Below are 16,964 nucleotides of genomic sequence, written 5' to 3'. Positions count from 1 at the left end.
GCCTTGGCCGGAACGTTATCGGCGACTGCTTCTGCCATGACTCAATCTCGTCCTTAAACCGGCATCTGCATGATGTCTTGATACGCCTGAACCAGTTTGTTGCGCACCTGGGTCAGAGCCTGGAACGACACGCTGGCTTTTTGCGAAGCGATCATCACGTCAGTCAGGTCGACGCCGGTCTTGCCGACTTCGAAAGCATTGGCCAACTGAGTGGACGCCTGCTGGGTATCGCTGACTTTGTTGATGGCCTGACCGAGCATGTCGGAAAAGCTGCTGCCGGCCATTTCCGGCACGGCGGAAGTGGTCTTCGGCGAAGACATGGCGTCCATTTTCATGGCCTTCATGTCCATCATCAACCGATTAAATTCAATACCTTGGCTCATGGTCTACTCTCTTGGGCGGCCCGCAATTTTTTGACACTCACTCGGCGGGTACACAGGTATTAGCAACAAGGGTGCCAGCTCATGGACACCCTTTTCAGAAAAGCTATTTCACAGCATTGCGCGGGATCAAGTGGCGAACAGATAACCTTCGACATCCATCCCGGCATCACGCATTTGCGCCAGTTTGTAGCGCAGGGTGCGCGGGCTGATGCCGAGCTTTTCCGCCGCCTCCTTGCGCCGGCCACGTTCGCTGCGCAGGGTGTCGATGATCATCTGAAACTCCCGGCGGCGCAGGTCATCGCCCAAGGCACCCGCGGAATCCGCCTCGATCTCGACTTCACGAATCACCGGCGCAGCGGGCGCTGGCGTCGGCAATGTGGCAAATATCACCGGCCCGGACAGGCAGAAATCCTGCGGCTGAATCAAACCGCCCTGCTGCAGAATCAAGGCGCGCTGAATGGCGTTATCCAGCTCACGGACATTGCCCGGCCACGGGTAGCCGGTCAGGCACGCCTGTGCCTCGGGCGAGAGTTTTGCCGCCGCGTGCTTCATTTTATTGACGTGTTTGGCCAGCAGACGCTCGGCCAGCGGCAGGATGTCGGCGGTGCGCTCGCGCAACGGCCGCCAGGCCAACGGAAAAACCGACAGCCGATAGAACAAGTCTTCACGGAAACGTCCCGCCGCCACTTCACCGGCCAGATCACGGTTAGTGGTGGCGACCACGCGAATATCCAGAGTGATCGGCTTGCGTGCGCCAACGCGCTCGACTTCGCGCTCTTGCAGGACGCGCAGCAGTTTGGCTTGCAGGCCCAGCGGCATTTCGGAAATTTCGTCGAGCAGAATCGTGCCGCCATCTGCCTGTTCAAACTTGCCGGCCTGAGCAGCAATGGCGCCGGTGAACGAGCCTTTCTCGTGCCCGAATAATGTCGCTTCGAGCATGTTGTCCGGGATCGCCGCGCAGTTGATCGCAATGAACGGTTGATTGGCGCGATGGGATTGCTGGTGAATGTAGCGCGCCAGCACTTCTTTACCGGTGCCGGACTCGCCGGAGATCAGCACCGTGGAATCGCTGCGCGCGACGCGTGCCGCCAATTCAAGAAGCTGGGCGCTGGCCGGTTCGACCGCAATCGGCCCTTCGCTTTCGCACGCGCCAACATTGCCCAGCGCATGCCGCGCGACCAGATCGAGCAACGCTTTGGGCTCAAACGGTTTGACCAGATAATCCGCCGCGCCTTGGCGCATCGCATCCACCGCGCGCTCGACTGCGCCGTGGGCAGTCATCAGCAACACCGGCAATTGCGGCTGGCGCGAGCGCAGCAGCGCGAGCAATTGATGACCATCCATGCCGGGCATATTGACGTCGCTGACCACCAGACTGAACGCCTCACGCGCCACCGCCGTCAACGCTTCTTCCGCGCTGCCGACCGCATGGAAATCATGCCCGGCCAGCAACAGCGTGTCAGCCAGCGCTTCGCGCAACGAACGGTCGTCCTCGACCAGCAAAACCTTGATGCCCATGGCGATCACTCAGCTCCTTGTACAGCGGAAAACAGCGGCAGGATCACCTGCGCGCACGTGCCGCGCCCGACTCGCGAACGCAGCAGCAATTCTCCCTGATGCGCACGGGCGACCGCTTTGACCACGGTCAGGCCGAGGCCAGTGCCGGTCACTTTGGTGGTGAAAAAAGGTTCGCCGAGACGCGCCAGAACGGCGGGCTCGATGCCGCTGCCGCTGTCACTGACGCTGATGCGCAAGGTGTTGTCGCGGTTGTAGCAATGCACTTTCAGGCGCACGTCACCCGGACTGGCCTGAATGGCGTTTTCGATCAGATTCAGCAGCGCGCCGACCAGCGTGTCGCGGTTGCACAGCAACTCGCCGGCATGACTGTCGCACTGCCAACGGATAGGCAGATCCTGCACATGGGTCAGCGCGGCGGCTTGCAGCGATTGCATCAGGGCAGTCGGCGTCAGGCGGTCGGTCAGCGGCAGCTCGCCACGGGCGAACACCAGCATGTCGCGCACCTGGTGCTCCAGCTCGTGCAGGCGTTCTTTCAGGCGCCCGGCGAAACGTTGTTGAGTGGCGACCGGCAATTCCTGCTCAGTCAAATGACTGGCGTATAGCAATGCAGCAGACAGTGGCGTGCGGATCTGATGGGCCAGCGAAGCGACCATGCGCCCCAACGAGGACAGACGCTCGTGGCGCGCCAGTTGATCTTGCAGATGACGGGTTTCCGTCAAATCGTTGAGCAGCACCAATTGCCCCGGTTCGGCATCCAGCGAGCGGGTGGCAATCGACAAGCGTCGACCGTTTTTCAGAGAGATTTCATGGCCATCGTCTTCACGCGGCGCGAAGCAGCGGGCGATGACGTGGCGCCACAATTCGCCTTCCAGCGGCAGGCCGAGCAACTCGATCGCGGCCGGATTGGCTTCGACGACAATGCCGTGACCGTCAATGACGATGACGCCACCGGGCAACAGATCAAGGAGGTTTTGCAGACGGTTGGCCAGGCGTTCTTTTTCCGCCAGTTCCTGCATGCGCTGGGCGCTGACCACGGCCAGTTCACCCTTGAGCTCGGTGACCCGCGCTTCAAGCATGCTGTAAGAGTCGGTCAGTTGGCTCGACATCTGATTGAACAGCGCGAACGACTGCTCAAGACCCTGCCGGCTGGCGTGCTCTACGGACGAGGATGATGCCTCGGATCGGGAGGCAGAAGAGATCGGGGCGGCGTGGGGCATTGTGGTCTCTCGCGTGGCTGACCGTCAGTTAAACGGAACGTTGCGAGGGATGTAGCAATACCCGTGCCTAAAAAAAACTGCTTATAAATGAAGCAGTTGAAAAACAGGCGTCAATCCTCCGCCTGTTCGTCTCCGTCGCGGCGGCTCATGCCGTACTTGCGCATCTTCTCCACCAGCGTGGTGCGGCGAATACGCAGACGCTCGGCCGCTCGCGCCACGATGCCATTGGCGTCGTCCAGCGCTTGCTGAATAAGGCCTTGTTCGAGACCACCGAGGTAGTCCTTCAGATCCAGGCCTTCCGGCGGCAGCAAGGCGTTGGCGGTGAAGTCCGGCGTATGACCGTTGATGGCCACGCGCTCTTCGAGATCACTGCGCAAGCTGTCGACCAGTTGCTCGTCTTCGTCGTCGACGTAGCGGAATTTCTTCGGCAACTCGACCACGCCGATCACCCCGTACGGGTGCATGATCGCCATGCGCTCAACCAGGTTGGCGAGTTCGCGGACGTTGCCCGGCCAGCCGTGACGGCACAGCGACATGATCGCCGCCGAGTTGAAACGGATCGAGCCGCGCTTTTCGTGTTCCATGCGCGAGATCAGTTCGTTCATCAGCAGCGGGATGTCTTCAACGCGCTCACGCAGCGGCGCCATCTCGATCGGGAACACGTTCAGGCGATAGTAGAGATCTTCGCGGAAGGTGCCGATCTCGATCATGCTTTCGAGATTCTTGAGGGTCGCGGCGATGATGCGCACGTCGACGCTCTGGGTCTTGTTGCTGCCCACTCGTTCGAAGGTGCGCTCCTGCAGGACGCGCAGCAGTTTGACCTGCATCGGCAGCGGCATGTCGCCGATTTCGTCGAGGAACAGCGTCCCGCCGTTGGCCAGTTCGAAACGGCCGGCACGGCTGGTGATCGCGCCGGTGAAGGCGCCCTTCTCGTGGCCGAACAATTCGCTTTCGAGCAGCTCTGCCGGGATCGCCCCGCAGTTGACGGGTACGAACGGCGCGTCGCGACGCTTGGAATGGTAATGCAGGTTACGCGCAACCACTTCCTTGCCAGTGCCGGACTCGCCAAGGATCAGCACGCTGGCGTCGGTATCGGCGACTTGCTGCATCATCTGGCGCACGTGCTGAATCGCACGGCTGGTGCCGACGAGGCTGCGGAACAGGTTGGGTTCGCGATGGCGACCGCGCTCGCGGGCCTGGTCGTACATCTCGCGATAGACCTGGGCACGGTGCAGGGAGTCGAGCAATTTGCTGTAGCTCGGTGGCATTTCCAGGGTCGACAACACCCGGCGGCGCTGGTCTTCCGGCAAGTCGACGGAAGAATTATCGCCCATCAGCAAGACGGGAAGGAACTCATCCCAGCTTGAGAGTGTCTTTAACAAGCCCAAAAGCGCGCCAGGAGCATTAACCGTCCCGATCAGTACGCAAATGACTTCACGACTAGACGACAAAGAGCCGACTGCCTGCTGCCAGTCATGGCTGCCGCAGGGTAAATTTTCTTCGCCGAGAAAATTTAAAATCACCGCCAGGTCGCGGCGGCGGACGCTATCGTCATCGATCAGCAGAATTTTGGTTTCACGCCACATGCAATAGCAACTTCCCTGGTCAACTCAATGCCCGAAAATGGGGGCAAGCGAGACGCTTGCAGGACACTCTGTGCCTGTAGACGCCCGAAATCTGAAAACAGCCACTAGTTAAGTCAAAAAACCGTGCACAGTCAAATTTATGGCGCACATCTCTGGATTAACTGAAGGTTAATTAACCAAACAGATGGTAAACCTTTGCCGCGTTCCGCGCTTGGGTGATCTGCGACATCTCATCGACTATCGCCTGGCGTTCGCCCATGGCCACTTCAAGCAGCTGCCGATAAACATGCAGCAACTCTTCCAGATTATCGCGCAACGCGTCTTCGTCCAGCGAAGCTTCCGCTATGACGTCTTCCATGCAGGAACGACATGCCAGATCCAGCTCGCCAATGGCTTCCCAGTTACGATCAGCCAGCGCACTGACCAGTGCTTGACGAGTGTCAGCGATTTGCTGCAATACAAGACTCATGGTGCTCTCCTTTAGAACTGCGGAGCAGGCGTAGGCGCGATGGCATCCCAGCCCTCTTTTACCGTCGTCAGCAGCCCGGCGACTTCATCAAGAATGCGTGGATCGCTACTGATGTTCGCCTCGGCCAGGCGTTTCATCATGTAGATGTACAGACCGTCCAGATCGGCCAGCGCCTCGGCACTGTTTTCCAGATCCAGACCTTCGCGCAGACCGCTGACAATACCGATCGCTTTGCTGATCGAGGTGCACTTGCCGGGAATGTCCTTGCGCTCGATGGCACCCTTGGCCTGAGCGATACGGGCCAGGCCACCTTCCATCAACATTTGCACCAGGCGGTGCGGGCTCGCTTCGGAGGTCTGTGCGTGCGCACCGACTTTCTGGTACTGCCGAAGGGCTAACATCGGGTTCATGTTTTACCTCATTGCCACAATGACTCGTATAACCAATGTATCGCCAACGAGTCTGAAAACTTTAAATGAAAAGACAAAAACCCGGCGCACGCCGATAAAGCGTAGCCGGGTTTTTGTCGTTCTTACCTGTTACTTCGCGGATTGCTGAGCATTGAGCGAGCTGAAGAACGACGTGATGTTGCTCGCCGTTGCTTTCATCTGCCCGACCAACAGATCCATCGCGTTGTATTTTGCGGTCAGCGTTGCCGTCAGGCTGGTGACATGCAGATCCAGCGCCGTCTGCTGCTTTTGCAGGCTAGACGAGAGGTTGGTCAGGTTGGAGCTGCGCTGATCGAGCAGGCCGCCGGTCTTGACGTACGGGTCGACCGCACTGCTCATGCGCGCCAACAAACCGTTAGTGGCGTTGGTGCCGGAGAACATCTGCTGAACCTGACCAGCCATGCCCGGTGTGTCCATTCGTTTGTTGAACACAGCGGTGTCGAGTGCCAGCAGACCGGTTTTGCTGTCGGTCATTACGCCCAACTGCGACAACACCGTCAGTTGCGCACTCGGGCCAGATTCGGTCAACTGCTCACGAATGTCAGCCATCAGCGAGCGCGGCAGCGAGTCACCGGTGAACGCTGCGGAAACGGTCAGATTACCGTCCGCATCCGGTGTTGCCTTGGACAGCGTGTCGATGGCCTTTTTCAGGGTGTTGTAGGAATCGACGAACGTCTGAAGCGAAGTCTGGATTCCAGTGGTGTTGGTGGCAACCGTCACAACGGTCGGTGTGTCGCCAGTGCTCATGGACGCAAGGTTCAGCGTCAGACCACTGATTGCACCCGTCACCGTGTTGCTTTTGCTGGTCACGGCCAAGCCATCGATGGTGATGGCGGCGTCTTTGGCGACACCGTTGACGGATCCGGCATCGCCCGCCGCCGGTGTCCCACCCATGACTTTAGTGCCGTCAATCTCAAGGCCGGCAATACCGCTGACGCTGAGGTCGGAACCTGCGCCGGTCTTGTTGGAGCTGATCACCAGCCGCGAAGCGCCGGAGCTGTCGGTCACGATGTTGGCAGAAATACCGTTGCTCGCCTGCGCAGTGTTGATCGCGTCGCGAGTGCTTTGCAGCGTGGCATTGGCCGGAATCGTCACAGGATAATCAGTGCCATTCTGACTGATTTTCAGAGTACCACTCGGAATGGCACTGGTCGTACCGCCAGCGAAAGAGGCACTGGCTACTTTCGAACCGGTGGCCAGACTCTTCACGACAACGTTGTAGGTTCCCGGCACAGCGGTGCTGTCGGACGTAACGCCTAAAACGGTCGGGGTACCGGAGGTCGCAGTAAACCCGGCAAACGCAGGGCTCGACGCTTTGTTGAGGTCGGTCATCGATTTCTGAAACGCCGCCAGCGCGCTTTTCAGCGAACCGACACCGGAAATCTTCAGCGAGTTGGTTTTCGTCTGAGTGTCGATCTGCGTCTGCTTGGCAGACTTGTCGGCGTTAACCAGCGCGGTAACGATCGCGCCGATGTCCAGGCCGGAACCCAGTCCGGAACCCGGTAAAATTGGACTTGCCATGTGCATCTCCCTTCAGATTGTTGCCATTCTTTTGACCGCTACCGGCGTCCTGAGAACGAACAAACACGATTCATGCCAGCTATCAGACTTTGGCGTCGAACAACACGTGACTGGCGTTGGCCAGGCTGTCTGCCAGCTTTAGAGCTTCGGCGGAGGGAATCTGTCGAACGACTTCACCCGTCTCGCTTGCGATCACTTTGACGATAACCTTTCCAGAATGCTCATCGATCGAGAACTCCAGATTGCGCTTGATCGACTGGACGAACTTTTCGATCTCCTGCACCGCCAGCTTCAACTTGGCATCGTCCGTATCCTGGCTTTTGTCAGCGACCGGAGCGTCAGCCTTGGCAACCTTTGGCGTCTCTGACGGCTTGTCAGGCACCGGGGCCACGGGCTTCGGAGCCGGATAAGACACGCTAAGCTTTACGCTCATGTCCATGCCCATCACCTCTTAACGTAAAAAAGCGAGAGAGCACGACAAGCGCACTCCCCCGCTTAAACTCGATCCGGAATTACTGAAGCAGCTTCAGTACAGCGGAAGGCAGTTGGTTGGCTTGAGCCAGTACGGAAGTCGAAGCTTGCTGCAGAGTTTGCTGCTTGGTCAGGTTAGCAGTTTCTGCGGCGAAGTCGGTGTCCTGTACACGACCCTGAGCAGCGGTGGTGTTTTCAGTGATGTTCTGCAGGTTGGAGATGGTGCTGGTCAGACGGTTTTGCGAAGCACCCAGGTTTGCACGGGTTGCACCGATCGAAGCGATAGCAGCGTCGATTGCGGTGATCGCGTTGTCGATGTTCACCGAAGCGGAACCAGCGCCAGTACCCGAAGTACCAGTCAGAACCAGAGCACCGCTGTTTACGGACAGGCTGGTTGCGTCGAACTTGCCAGTCAGTACCAGGTCGATGTGGTTAGCCGAACCGGTGTTCGCGCCCACTTGCAGGGTCACAGTACCAGCCGAACCGTCCAGCAGGTTTTTGCCGTTCAGGTTGGTCGAAGCCGAGATACGGGTGATCTCGTCGGACATCTGAGCGAATTCAGAGTTGGTAGCGGTCTGGTCAGCAGTGCCGTTGGTACCGTTACGTGCTTTAACAGCCAGTTCACGCATACGCTGCAGGATGTCGGTAGTTGCTTGCAGAGCGCCTTCAGCGGTCTGAGCTACGGAGATACCGTCGTTGGCGTTCTGGATCGCCTGAGTGTTACCACGGATCTGCGAGGACATACGGTTGGAGATCTGCAGGCCAGCGGCGTCATCTTTAGCGCTGTTGATTTTCAGGCCGGAAGACAGACGTTGCATCGAAGTCGACAGAGCGTCGGAAGCGCGGTTCAGGTTTTTCTGAACGTTCAACGATGTGGTGTTGGTGTTTACTGTTAAAGCCATGACGAATTCCTCGTTGGTTGGGTACTGCGGCTTCCGGCCCTGGCAACCGCCGGGTATGGCCTAGAGAACCTTCGTAATAGTTATCGTCGGGTTTGCAGGTTGCTTGAGGGCTTTTTGAAAAAAATTTGCCATCACCCTGCCACCCCCGAGAAAACAAGGGCTTAGCCGCGCCCCACCCACGAAAAAATGACGTCATAAAATCGACTGCGGCGCAAAGCAGCGGGCCAGCGCCGTTGGTCGCCTTCAGCGCTGCGTGCTTTGCAGCAATTCGATCAGTTCGTACTCCATGAAATCGGCGAGGCCCAACCAGTCCTGACGCTCTTGGCATTCAAGGATTTGCGTCAGCAAGGTCGCCCAGGCTTGCTGGACATCGGTCGATGCCGACATGAGCGCCTGCTGCGCGCCTTCAAACACGTCAACCATGACCAGCGCTGCCTCGACATCACGGCCCAGACGAAACAACCCAGCGCACTGACGGCACTCATCCATGCATTTATCGATAGCGGTCATTGCACGAACTCCGGGTCGAACTGCGTGCCTGCAATCAACGCGCCCGCGCGGCTGCTGTTATAGAACTGCACGTGCGGATGGGCGGCGATGTAGCGTTCCAGCACACATAGATAACCGCGAAAGTTGAGCTGCGTGGCGACGCGCTGGCCATTCCCGTCCAGCACCCAGTGCCGTGACTGACTCACGCCCGGCCCCAGATCGCCGTCGTTCCAGCCGGCGTGGGTCTTGTTGTTGGGAAACGCAAAGTCAGCGCCGAACAGCGTGATGCGCGCGGCGCCCATCTTCACCGCCAGATCGACGGCGGGATGAATCACACTGCCACCGACATGCAGCAGCGCGCGCGGATGTTGCTCGCGCAAACCGGCGTACACCGGACTTGCCGAATAACCACCGTAGCGCTTGCCCTTCCAGGCCGTCAGTACATCGGGATCACTCATCGGCAGGTACACCAAAGTAATCCCGTCCGATTCCTCGAATGGTAGATGCCGAAAACCGATACGTTGATCGATGCTGACCACCATGTCCGGGACGATCCCGTGTTCGCGCAACGGCCGATAAGCGGTATCCACGGCAATGAACAATGGACGGTCAGCCTGCTGACGAATCGCCGCCAACCGTTCGAAATGGCTCTCAAGCGTCGGGCCAGTACCGATCACAAACACCTCGCGGCCGGCGCAGGTGCCGAACAATTGCGCCACATCCTCATCGCCCAGCAGTACCGGCAAACAATCCTGCAACCGTTGCTGAATAATCGGCGACTGCACGTCGAATTCGCGGTTGTTGAAAGTCAGATGAACTTCATTGACCAGCCGATCACGGATCTTCGCGTTGAAGTCATCCGCCAGCAGCATCTCGGCCGGCAGGGCAAAAAACGGCGTGCAGATATCGGAAAGATCGCCTGCATAAAACAGCTCCACGCGCGGATCTTCCAGCCACTGCCGTTGATCAATCAGTTGCAGCACCAGCGCAAACAACGCGCCATTGAGGATGTGCACGTACAAGCGATCAAGGTTTGAGCGCTCCAGCAACACACCGGGCAGATCGCCGAGGCCGGTGCCGTAGACGTGCAGTTGCGCTTTGTCCGGAAGACTGGCGGCCTGAATCCGCGCCTCATGCGTGCGGTCATGGCGACTGGTGAGCTGAATGCCGTTGACGCTCAGCGTCGAACCCAACCCTTGCGTCAGCTCAGCGGCAATGGCCGAACTGTCCTCAACCATCAAGCGCTCGAACAGCGCCGGCCAGCGTCGTTGCAGGACTTCGGCATTGGCCTGGAAAAACTCGCTCATGACGCCTCGCACTCCGTTTCAGGCAAAAAAATAGCGCTCAAGGTTAACCCTTGAGCGCTATTTTTGTATCGGCCGTTGTGTGGCTCAAGGACGATAAATAATCGCCGAACCCCACGACAGACCCACACCGAAACCGCTGAGCGCAATGCGCTGCCAGTCGGAATCGATCACGTGTTTTTCCAGCAGCAGCGGAATGCTCGACGACACGGTGTTGCCGGTCTCGACCATGTCCTTGATGAACTTCTCCGGCTCGCCTTCGAAGCGTCGCGCCACGGCATCAACGATTGCCGCGCTGCCTTGGTGAATGCAGAACGCGTCGATGTCATCAGCCTTGAGGCCAGAGTCGTCGAGCAACTCGTGCAAGTGCGCCGGGACTTTCAGCAGCGCAAAGTTGAATACCTGACGACCGTTCATGAAGAACACGCCATCGGTGACTTTCAAGTGCGGCGCACCGGAACCGTCGGTGCCGAACTTGGCCTTGCCCAGCGCCCAGGTCGGATCTTCGCCCATCCACGTGGCGGTGGCGGCATCGCCAAACAGCATGGTGGTGTTGCGGTCTTCCGGGTCGACGATTTTCGAGTACGGGTCAGCGGTGATCAGCAGGCCGTTCTTCAGGCCAGCGGCTTCCATAAAGCCCTTGATCGCGTAGATGCCGTAGACGTAACCGGAGCAACCCAGGGAAATATCGAACGCAGCGACATTGGTCGGCAGGCCGAGTTTGTCCTGGACGATCGCGGCAGTGTGCGGCAGGCCTTCTTCGTCACCGTTCTGGGTGACGACGATCAACGCGTCGATCGATTCACGCTTCAGTTCAGGGTTGCTGGCAAACAGCGCATTGGCCGCTTCCACGCACAGATCGGAGGTTTCTTGATCAGCGTCTTTGCGCGGCAGAAACGCCGAACCGATTTTGCCAAGGATGAATTCTTCATCCTTTTCGAATTTTGCACCTTGTGCGTAATTGTCCACGCCGGCTACAGGAACGTAGCTCGCAATGCTTTTTATGCCAATCATTACGGCTTCCCAATAAAAAACAGCCCAAGACCACCGCTCGCAAGGATTTCGAGGGGCGCTGACAAACAGAAAACGGCCGCCACAACGGGCAGCCACGGGGAGCGCAAAGGGCTATCACTGCCACCGATAACGGGCCAGGCGCCATCTCACCGATTAATACAATACAGTGAAGATGCGCGTTATGACTCGCAAGTCACGATAAATGCCGAATCGATTGCAGATCGGTCTATTCGATCAGCGACCAGTCCAGCGGCGTACCGCGTTTGATCGGCGTGCGCGCGCAGCGGCCGAGAACGGCGTCGGTGTGCTTGGGCGGCAGGCCGAGACCCGGACGAATGGCGCGCAGATTGGCAGCGGTGAAAGGCTCACCGGCGGCCATGTCGGCGGTGACGTACAGCGAACGGCGATAAACCACCGACTTGCGCTCGGCTTCGGTCACGCCGTAATGCACCTGACCCAGCGCCTGCCAGGCGCGTTCGGTTTCCACCACCAGGCTAGCCATCTCCGCCGGTTCCAGCGAGAAACTGGCGTCGACGCCACCGGCCGCGCGGTCGAGAGTGAAATGTTTTTCCACCACCGTCGCGCCAAGCGCCACCGCCGCCACCGATACACCAACGCCCATCGAATGATCAGACAGCCCCACTTCGCAGCCGAACAATTCCCGCAGATGTGGAATCGTACGCACGTGGCTGTTTGCCGGTGTCGCCGGGTAGGTGCTGGTGCATTTGAGCAGCACCAGATCCTTGCAGCCCGCCTCCCGCGCGGCGCGCACGGTTTCGTCAAGTTCGGCGATGCTCGCCATGCCGGTGGAGATGATCAGCGGTTTGCCGGTGGCCGCGACGCGACGGATCAGCGGTAAATCGGTGTTCTCGAAACTGGCGATCTTGTAAGCCGGCACGTCGAGGCTTTCGAGAAAGTCCACGGCGCTGTCGTCGAACGGTGTCGAGAACGCGAGCATGCCCAGCTCTTTCGCCCGAGCGAAAATCGGCGCGTGCCATTCCCATGGCGTATGCGCCTTCTCATACAGGTCATACAAAGACGTGCCGGCCCACAGGCTGCCCGGATCCTTGATGAAAAACTCACCCTCAGCGATATCCAGCGTCATGGTCTCAGCGGTGTAGGTTTGCAGCTTCAAGGCATGCGCGCCAGCCTTCGCCGCCGCTTCGACGATTTGCAGGGCCACGTCCAGCGACTGGTTATGGTTGCCGCTCATCTCGGCGATGATGAACGGCGGCGCGTCGGCACCGATCAGGCGATCGCCAATCTTGAAATCAGGCATGCGGGTGTTCCTTCAAGACACGGGTGAACGCACAGGCACTTTGCAGATACCCGGCGTCACGAAAGACATTCAATGACGGGCGATTGGCAGGCGAAACCTGCGCGTTGATTGCGGTCAGTTGCGGCCAGTGCGCCGTGACGAATGCCTCACCGCGAGCGAGCAGCGCCCTGCCCCAACCGAGGCCCAAACGCTGTTCGAACAGATACAGCGAAACTTCGGCCTCAAAACCACGCAAGTCATAACGCAACACACCGACCGGGCCGTCATCGCTTTCGGCGATCAACAGCAGCCGCTGAGGATTGCGCAGGCTCGCGCTCAACCAGTGTTGATGCTGCTCGCGGTCGATCACATCGTTTTTTTGCGACCAGCGTCGCACCGCCTCGGCATTGCGCCCGTCGAACAACAACTGCGCATCGTCCAGCGTCGCCGGGCGCAGTTTCAGCACCGCGCCAGCGAGCGCTGCCGCTACGCGCAAAGCACCACGACCGTCGACCAGTTGCCGCGAGCACTCGGCCAGACTTTGCCGCAGATAGTGGTTGCCAACGATGAAGCCGATCGCATCACGCAACTGCTCGACACTGACCTGCTCACGGGCGCCCATGAACACATGCGCACCGGCTGCCGCCATGACTTCGCCGTTGACCTGCTGATTGTTCGACACCGCAATGCAAATCGTCGGCAAGCCGAGCGCCGCGCGCTCCCAACTGGTGCCGCCACCGGCACCGATAAACAAGTCGGCTGCAAGCATGCGCTGATGAAAATCGCTGACAAAACTGTGCAGCCGCCAATGCGGCCGCGTCTCGGCCAGTGCCTGCATTTGCGTCCAGGCCGGGTTGTCGGCGCCGGCGACAAAATCCACTTCAAGTTCGCCGAAATCGGCCAGCGCCAACATCGCGTGATGGGTCTGTCGGGCGGCATCGAAACCGCCAAAATTCACCAGTAGTCGCTGCGCCTGCGGCTTGATCTCGATGGCCGGGGCATTGAATTCCTCGCGCAACATCGCATAGCGCGGGCCGAGCAAAGTGCGGCAATTGGCAGGCAGCAGCGGCTGATAATTTTCGCTGAGGCCGGACAAATTCTGATTGAGCAACAGATCGACGCTGTAGCGCCGCGTGGCCAGATCATCGACCGCCGCAATGCGTGGCGCCCAGCGCCGGGCAGCGGTTTGCCAGTGATGATCGAGCCCATAGTGATCGGCGATGATCCAGTCGAACGCGGCGTGGCCAACCAGCAGCTGCGCCAGCGCGTCGATGTCGGCCTGCCACGGCAACATCGCTTCGATGGCTTGCTGCGGGTCTTCATCGGGATAGCGTTCAGGCAGCGCGAAGGTCTCGAAACCCTCGGCGCTCAGCGCATCGAGCCGATGCCCCGGCAAGCGCCGACAGGCAAACGCGACGTGACTGCCCTGCCCGCGCAGCACCCGCGCCAGCGTCAGGCAACGGGCAATGTGGCCGCTGCCGATGGTCGGCGAGGCATCGGCACGGATCAGCACTCTCACGATAATTCTCCACCAGCCTTCAGCGCGGCATACAGGTATTCGGCACGTTTCCAGTCGTCCAGCGTGTCGATGTCCTGCACCAGATGCCGGGGCAGAATCACCGGCAGACTGGCCGGCGAATAGATCACTTCACCGCGTAACCAGGCATCGCTGCGGCCCCAATAAAACTGCCCGGCATCCTGATAGGCCTCAGGCAGATCCTGCGAGCGAGTGTTGCGAAACTCCGGGTACAAAGCCTGCAACGCGCCCTGCCCGTCCAGCGTCAGCGCACGCTGTACAGGAAAGCCAAAACTGCACACGGAGAACGCAAAGGATTTGTCCGGATTCAGCTCAAGCAACTCAAGCCCCTGACGCAAATAGCGCGTCTGCAGCAACGGCGCCGTGGCATAAACGCAGCAGGCGTATTCGAAATCCGACAGTTGCTGCAACGCATGCACGATCACCGGCGCAGTACCGGCAAAATCATCGGCCAGTTCCGCCGGACGCAGGAACGGCACCTCAGCACCGTGAGCCCGCGCCACGTCGGCAATCTCGGCGTCGTCGGTGCTGACCACGACCCGCTCGAACAATCCCGAATCCAGCGCCGTGCGGATCGAGCGAACGATCATCGGCACACCGTCGAACGGTTTGAGGTTCTTGCGCGGGATGCGCTTGCTGCCACCACGGGCGGGGATGATCGCAACGCAGCTCACGTGGTTTTACTCCTCAAGAAGCAGCCGTCGCAGTTGCTCGACCACATAGTCCTGTTGTTCGTCAGTCAGCAGCGGATACAGCGGCAGACTGATTGCTTGCGCGTAATAACGTTCGGCCTCGGGAAAGTCACCCTCGGCAAAACCCAGGTCGCGATAGTAAGGCTGCAAGTGCAGCGGAATATAGTGCAGATTCACCCCGACCCCGGCCGCGCGCAACCCTTCAAAGATTTGCCGGTGGCTGAGATTGACGCGCTCGGTCTGCACGCGCACCACGTACAGGTGCCACGCCGATTCAGCCTCTGGCTGAGGGCTTGGCAAGGTCAGTGGCAGGTACGCCAGCAAGCGGTCATAACGTGCGGCCAATTCACGGCGACGGCTAATGAAGTCGTCCAGCTTCGCCAATTGCGACAGACCCAGCGCGGCTTGCAGATCGGTGATGCGGTAATTGAAACCGAGTTCGATCTGTTCGTAATACCAAGGGCCGTGACTGGCTTCGCTCATCTGCTGCGGATCGCGGGTCATGCCGTGGCTGCGCAGGCGCTGCAAGCGTTCGGCCAGCGCCGGACGATTGGTCAGTACCATGCCGCCCTCGGCGCTGGTGATGATCTTTACCGGGTGAAAACTGAACACGGTCATCGCGGCGAATTCACCGCACCCGACCGGGCGCCCGGCGTACGACGCCCCCACCGCGTGCGAGGCATCCTCGATCACGGTGACGTTGTAGCGTTCGGCAAGTTCGGCGATACGGCGCATGTCGCAGCTCTGCCCGGAAAACGCCACCGCCACCAAAACCTTCGGCAACGTACCGTCGCGCTCGGCTTGATCGAGTTTCGCTTCGAGCGCGAAGGCATCGAGGTTCCAGGTCAGCGGATCGATGTCGACAAAATCGACGTCGGCGCCGCAATAACGTCCGCAGTTGGCTGAAGCGAGAAAGGTGTTCGGCGTCGTCCACAAACGGTCGCCCGGGCCCAGTCCTGCGGCCAGACAGGCAATGTGCAGCGCCGCCGTGGCATTGCAAACAGCAATTGCGAAATCAGCCTGACAGCGCTCGGCCAGCGCTTGCTCGAAACGCGCGATGGTCGGGCCCTGGGTCAGCCAGTCGGACTGCAGCACCTCGACCACGGCATCAATGTCCGCTTGGTCGAGACTCTGCCGACCGTACGGAATCATGCCGACAGCTTCGCGTGCAGGTCGGCGATCTGCCCGACCGACAGGAAGTGCGGATTGGTGTCGGAGCGGTATTCGAAATCCTCACCGACCGCCCGGCCCTGCTCACCGAGTTTGTCGACAGCGAAATCGACGTCGACACTGGTGAAGCGAATCGACGGCTGAATCGTGTAGTGATCGGCGAATTCCAGGGTCATCCGCGCATCGTCCAGCGGCACCATCAACTCATGGAGTTTTTCGCCCGGACGAATGCCGACGTTCTTATGCGGCAGATGCTCGGCCATACCCAACGCCAGATCGACGATGCGAATCGACGGAATCTTCGGCACAAAGACTTCGCCGCCGTGCATCCGCGCGAAGCTGTCGAGGACAAACTGCACGCCGTGATCAAGGGTGATCCAGAAGCGCGTCATGCGCTCGTCGGTGATTGGCAACTCAGTTGCGCCGTCAGCAATCAACTTGCTGAAAAACGGCACCACGGAACCGCGCGAACCGGCGACGTTACCGTAGCGCACCACGGCGAAACGGGTTTCCTGCTCGCCGGCAATGTTGTTGGCGGCGACGAACAATTTGTCCGAGAGCAACTTGGTCGCGCCGTACAGATTGATCGGGCTGGCCGCTTTGTCGGTGGACAGCGCGACGACTTTCTTCACGCCGTTGTCGATGGCGGCGGCAATGATGTTTTCCGCGCCATTGACGTTGGTGCGAATGCACTCGGTCGGGTTGTATTCCGCCGCCGGCACTTGCTTGAGCGCTGCCGCATGCACCACGTAATCGATGCCACGCATGGCCTGGCGCAGACGGTCAGCGTCGCGCACGTCACCAATGAAATAACGCATGCACGGCGCGTTGAACGTCTGCTGCATCTCGTACTGCTTGAGTTCGTCGCGGGAGAACACCACCACGCGCTTGGGCTGATATTGCTCAAGCAGGCGAGCGATGAATTTGCGCCCGAACGAACCGGTGCCGCCAGAGATGAAAATCGATTTACCGTTGAACATGTGC

General features: G+C 59.5%; 17 protein-coding genes. All 17 read right to left on the bottom strand.

The genetic code is table 11. The features are described from left to right. Positions 1–53: 53 nt before the first annotated feature. The 17 genes from fliE to pseB all read right to left on the bottom strand — a co-directional run bounded on the left by fliE (position 54) and on the right by pseB (position 16,960). Positions 54–383, bottom strand: coding sequence for a flagellar hook-basal body complex protein FliE (fliE, locus tag ACIP66_RS19485; protein ID WP_053118352.1), 330 nt, complete (start codon positions 381–383; stop codon positions 54–56). A 126-nt stretch (positions 384–509) separates the two neighbouring features. Further along, positions 510–1,901 carry a sigma-54-dependent transcriptional regulator gene (locus tag ACIP66_RS19480; RefSeq protein WP_400650091.1) on the bottom strand — a complete coding sequence of 464 codons (1,392 nt, stop codon included), beginning with the start codon at positions 1,899–1,901 and terminating at the stop codon, positions 510–512. 5 nt (positions 1,902–1,906) lie between these two features. Further along, a complete protein-coding gene (locus ACIP66_RS19475) occupies positions 1,907–3,118 on the bottom strand; it encodes a sensor histidine kinase (RefSeq protein WP_400650088.1) in 1,212 nt (403 codons plus the stop codon). 110 nt (positions 3,119–3,228) lie between these two features. Then, entirely contained in the window at positions 3,229–4,704 is a 1,476-nt protein-coding gene (locus ACIP66_RS19470) for a sigma-54 dependent transcriptional regulator (RefSeq protein WP_400650085.1), read from the bottom strand. Positions 4,705–4,876: 172 nt separating this feature from the next. Continuing rightward, entirely contained in the window at positions 4,877–5,173 is a 297-nt protein-coding gene (locus ACIP66_RS19465; RefSeq protein WP_400650082.1) for a flagellar protein FliT, read from the bottom strand. 11 nt (positions 5,174–5,184) lie between these two features. Further along, positions 5,185–5,583, bottom strand: coding sequence for a flagellar export chaperone FliS (fliS, locus tag ACIP66_RS19460; RefSeq protein ID WP_282353876.1), 399 nt, complete (start codon positions 5,581–5,583; stop codon positions 5,185–5,187). A gap of 129 nt (positions 5,584–5,712) precedes the next feature. After that, on the bottom strand, positions 5,713–7,143 hold the full coding sequence (gene fliD / locus ACIP66_RS19455) for a flagellar filament capping protein FliD (protein ID WP_159812636.1): 1,431 nt from the start codon (positions 7,141–7,143) through the stop codon (positions 5,713–5,715). 82 nt (positions 7,144–7,225) lie between these two features. Beyond that, a complete protein-coding gene (locus tag ACIP66_RS19450; RefSeq protein ID WP_159812634.1) occupies positions 7,226–7,582 on the bottom strand; it encodes a flagellar protein FlaG in 357 nt (118 codons plus the stop codon). A 73-nt stretch (positions 7,583–7,655) separates the two neighbouring features. Next, the gene (locus ACIP66_RS19445) at positions 7,656–8,516 is read right to left on the bottom strand and encodes a flagellin domain-containing protein (RefSeq protein WP_400650079.1); all 861 of its coding nucleotides are present in this window, start codon (positions 8,514–8,516) and stop codon (positions 7,656–7,658) included. Positions 8,517–8,759: 243 nt separating this feature from the next. Next, positions 8,760–9,026, bottom strand: a complete 267-nt coding sequence (locus ACIP66_RS19440) for a hypothetical protein (protein ID WP_053118338.1) — start codon at positions 9,024–9,026, stop codon at positions 8,760–8,762. Continuing rightward, positions 9,023–10,312: a motility associated factor glycosyltransferase family protein gene (locus tag ACIP66_RS19435; RefSeq protein ID WP_400650076.1), complete on the bottom strand. Its 1,290-nt coding sequence runs from the start codon at positions 10,310–10,312 to the stop codon at positions 9,023–9,025. The genes ACIP66_RS19440 and ACIP66_RS19435 overlap by 4 nt, the downstream gene beginning before the upstream one ends. Positions 10,313–10,396: 84 nt before the next feature. Further along, positions 10,397–11,323, bottom strand: coding sequence for a ketoacyl-ACP synthase III (locus ACIP66_RS19430; protein WP_053118335.1), 927 nt, complete (start codon positions 11,321–11,323; stop codon positions 10,397–10,399). A gap of 226 nt (positions 11,324–11,549) precedes the next feature. After that, on the bottom strand, positions 11,550–12,602 hold the full coding sequence (pseI, locus tag ACIP66_RS19425) for a pseudaminic acid synthase (RefSeq protein ID WP_212550898.1): 1,053 nt from the start codon (positions 12,600–12,602) through the stop codon (positions 11,550–11,552). Beyond that, on the bottom strand, positions 12,595–14,100 hold the full coding sequence (gene pseG, locus ACIP66_RS19420; RefSeq protein WP_400650072.1) for a UDP-2,4-diacetamido-2,4,6-trideoxy-beta-L-altropyranose hydrolase: 1,506 nt from the start codon (positions 14,098–14,100) through the stop codon (positions 12,595–12,597). The genes pseI and pseG overlap by 8 nt, the downstream gene beginning before the upstream one ends. Further along, complete coding sequence (gene pseF, locus ACIP66_RS19415) at positions 14,097–14,792, bottom strand: pseudaminic acid cytidylyltransferase (protein WP_400650070.1); 696 nt, start codon at positions 14,790–14,792, stop codon at positions 14,097–14,099. Before pseF ends, pseG begins: the two co-directional genes overlap by 4 nt. A 6-nt stretch (positions 14,793–14,798) precedes the next feature. Beyond that, positions 14,799–15,962, bottom strand: a complete 1,164-nt coding sequence (pseC, locus tag ACIP66_RS19410) for a UDP-4-amino-4,6-dideoxy-N-acetyl-beta-L-altrosamine transaminase (protein WP_400650067.1) — start codon at positions 15,960–15,962, stop codon at positions 14,799–14,801. After that, complete coding sequence (gene pseB, locus ACIP66_RS19405) at positions 15,959–16,960, bottom strand: UDP-N-acetylglucosamine 4,6-dehydratase (inverting) (RefSeq protein WP_053118323.1); 1,002 nt, start codon at positions 16,958–16,960, stop codon at positions 15,959–15,961. The genes pseC and pseB overlap by 4 nt, the downstream gene beginning before the upstream one ends. Positions 16,961–16,964 lie beyond the last annotated feature (4 nt).

Origin of the sequence: Pseudomonas sp. NPDC088429, from assembly GCF_044753305.1 — a bacterium.
Classification (GTDB): domain Bacteria; phylum Pseudomonadota; class Gammaproteobacteria; order Pseudomonadales; family Pseudomonadaceae; genus Aquipseudomonas; species Aquipseudomonas rustica.
Note: the sequence above shows the minus strand (reverse complement) of the source record. Positions and strands in the feature narration are given on the sequence as shown.

What these genes read in the sequence shown, in the direction of transcription:
- pseC (WP_400650067.1), bottom strand. Translation starts at nt 15,962, where the DNA reads ATGATTCCGTACGGTCGGCAGAGTCTCGACCAAGCGGACATTGATGCC.
- fliS (WP_282353876.1), bottom strand. Translation starts at nt 5,583, where the DNA reads ATGAACCCGATGTTAGCCCTTCGGCAGTACCAGAAAGTCGGTGCGCAC.
- fliE (WP_053118352.1), bottom strand. Translation starts at nt 383, where the DNA reads ATGAGCCAAGGTATTGAATTTAATCGGTTGATGATGGACATGAAGGCC.
- ACIP66_RS19445 (WP_400650079.1), bottom strand. Translation starts at nt 8,516, where the DNA reads ATGGCTTTAACAGTAAACACCAACACCACATCGTTGAACGTTCAGAAA.
- pseB (WP_053118323.1), bottom strand. Translation starts at nt 16,960, where the DNA reads ATGTTCAACGGTAAATCGATTTTCATCTCTGGCGGCACCGGTTCGTTC.
- ACIP66_RS19480 (WP_400650091.1), bottom strand. Translation starts at nt 1,901, where the DNA reads ATGGGCATCAAGGTTTTGCTGGTCGAGGACGACCGTTCGTTGCGCGAA.
- fliD (WP_159812636.1), bottom strand. Translation starts at nt 7,143, where the DNA reads ATGGCAAGTCCAATTTTACCGGGTTCCGGACTGGGTTCCGGCCTGGAC.
- ACIP66_RS19435 (WP_400650076.1), bottom strand. Translation starts at nt 10,312, where the DNA reads ATGAGCGAGTTTTTCCAGGCCAATGCCGAAGTCCTGCAACGACGCTGG.
- ACIP66_RS19440 (WP_053118338.1), bottom strand. Translation starts at nt 9,026, where the DNA reads ATGACCGCTATCGATAAATGCATGGATGAGTGCCGTCAGTGCGCTGGG.
- ACIP66_RS19430 (WP_053118335.1), bottom strand. Translation starts at nt 11,323, where the DNA reads ATGATTGGCATAAAAAGCATTGCGAGCTACGTTCCTGTAGCCGGCGTG.
- pseI (WP_212550898.1), bottom strand. Translation starts at nt 12,602, where the DNA reads ATGCCTGATTTCAAGATTGGCGATCGCCTGATCGGTGCCGACGCGCCG.
- ACIP66_RS19475 (WP_400650088.1), bottom strand. Translation starts at nt 3,118, where the DNA reads ATGCCCCACGCCGCCCCGATCTCTTCTGCCTCCCGATCCGAGGCATCA.
- ACIP66_RS19470 (WP_400650085.1), bottom strand. Translation starts at nt 4,704, where the DNA reads ATGTGGCGTGAAACCAAAATTCTGCTGATCGATGACGATAGCGTCCGC.
- ACIP66_RS19465 (WP_400650082.1), bottom strand. Translation starts at nt 5,173, where the DNA reads ATGAGTCTTGTATTGCAGCAAATCGCTGACACTCGTCAAGCACTGGTC.
- ACIP66_RS19450 (WP_159812634.1), bottom strand. Translation starts at nt 7,582, where the DNA reads ATGGACATGAGCGTAAAGCTTAGCGTGTCTTATCCGGCTCCGAAGCCC.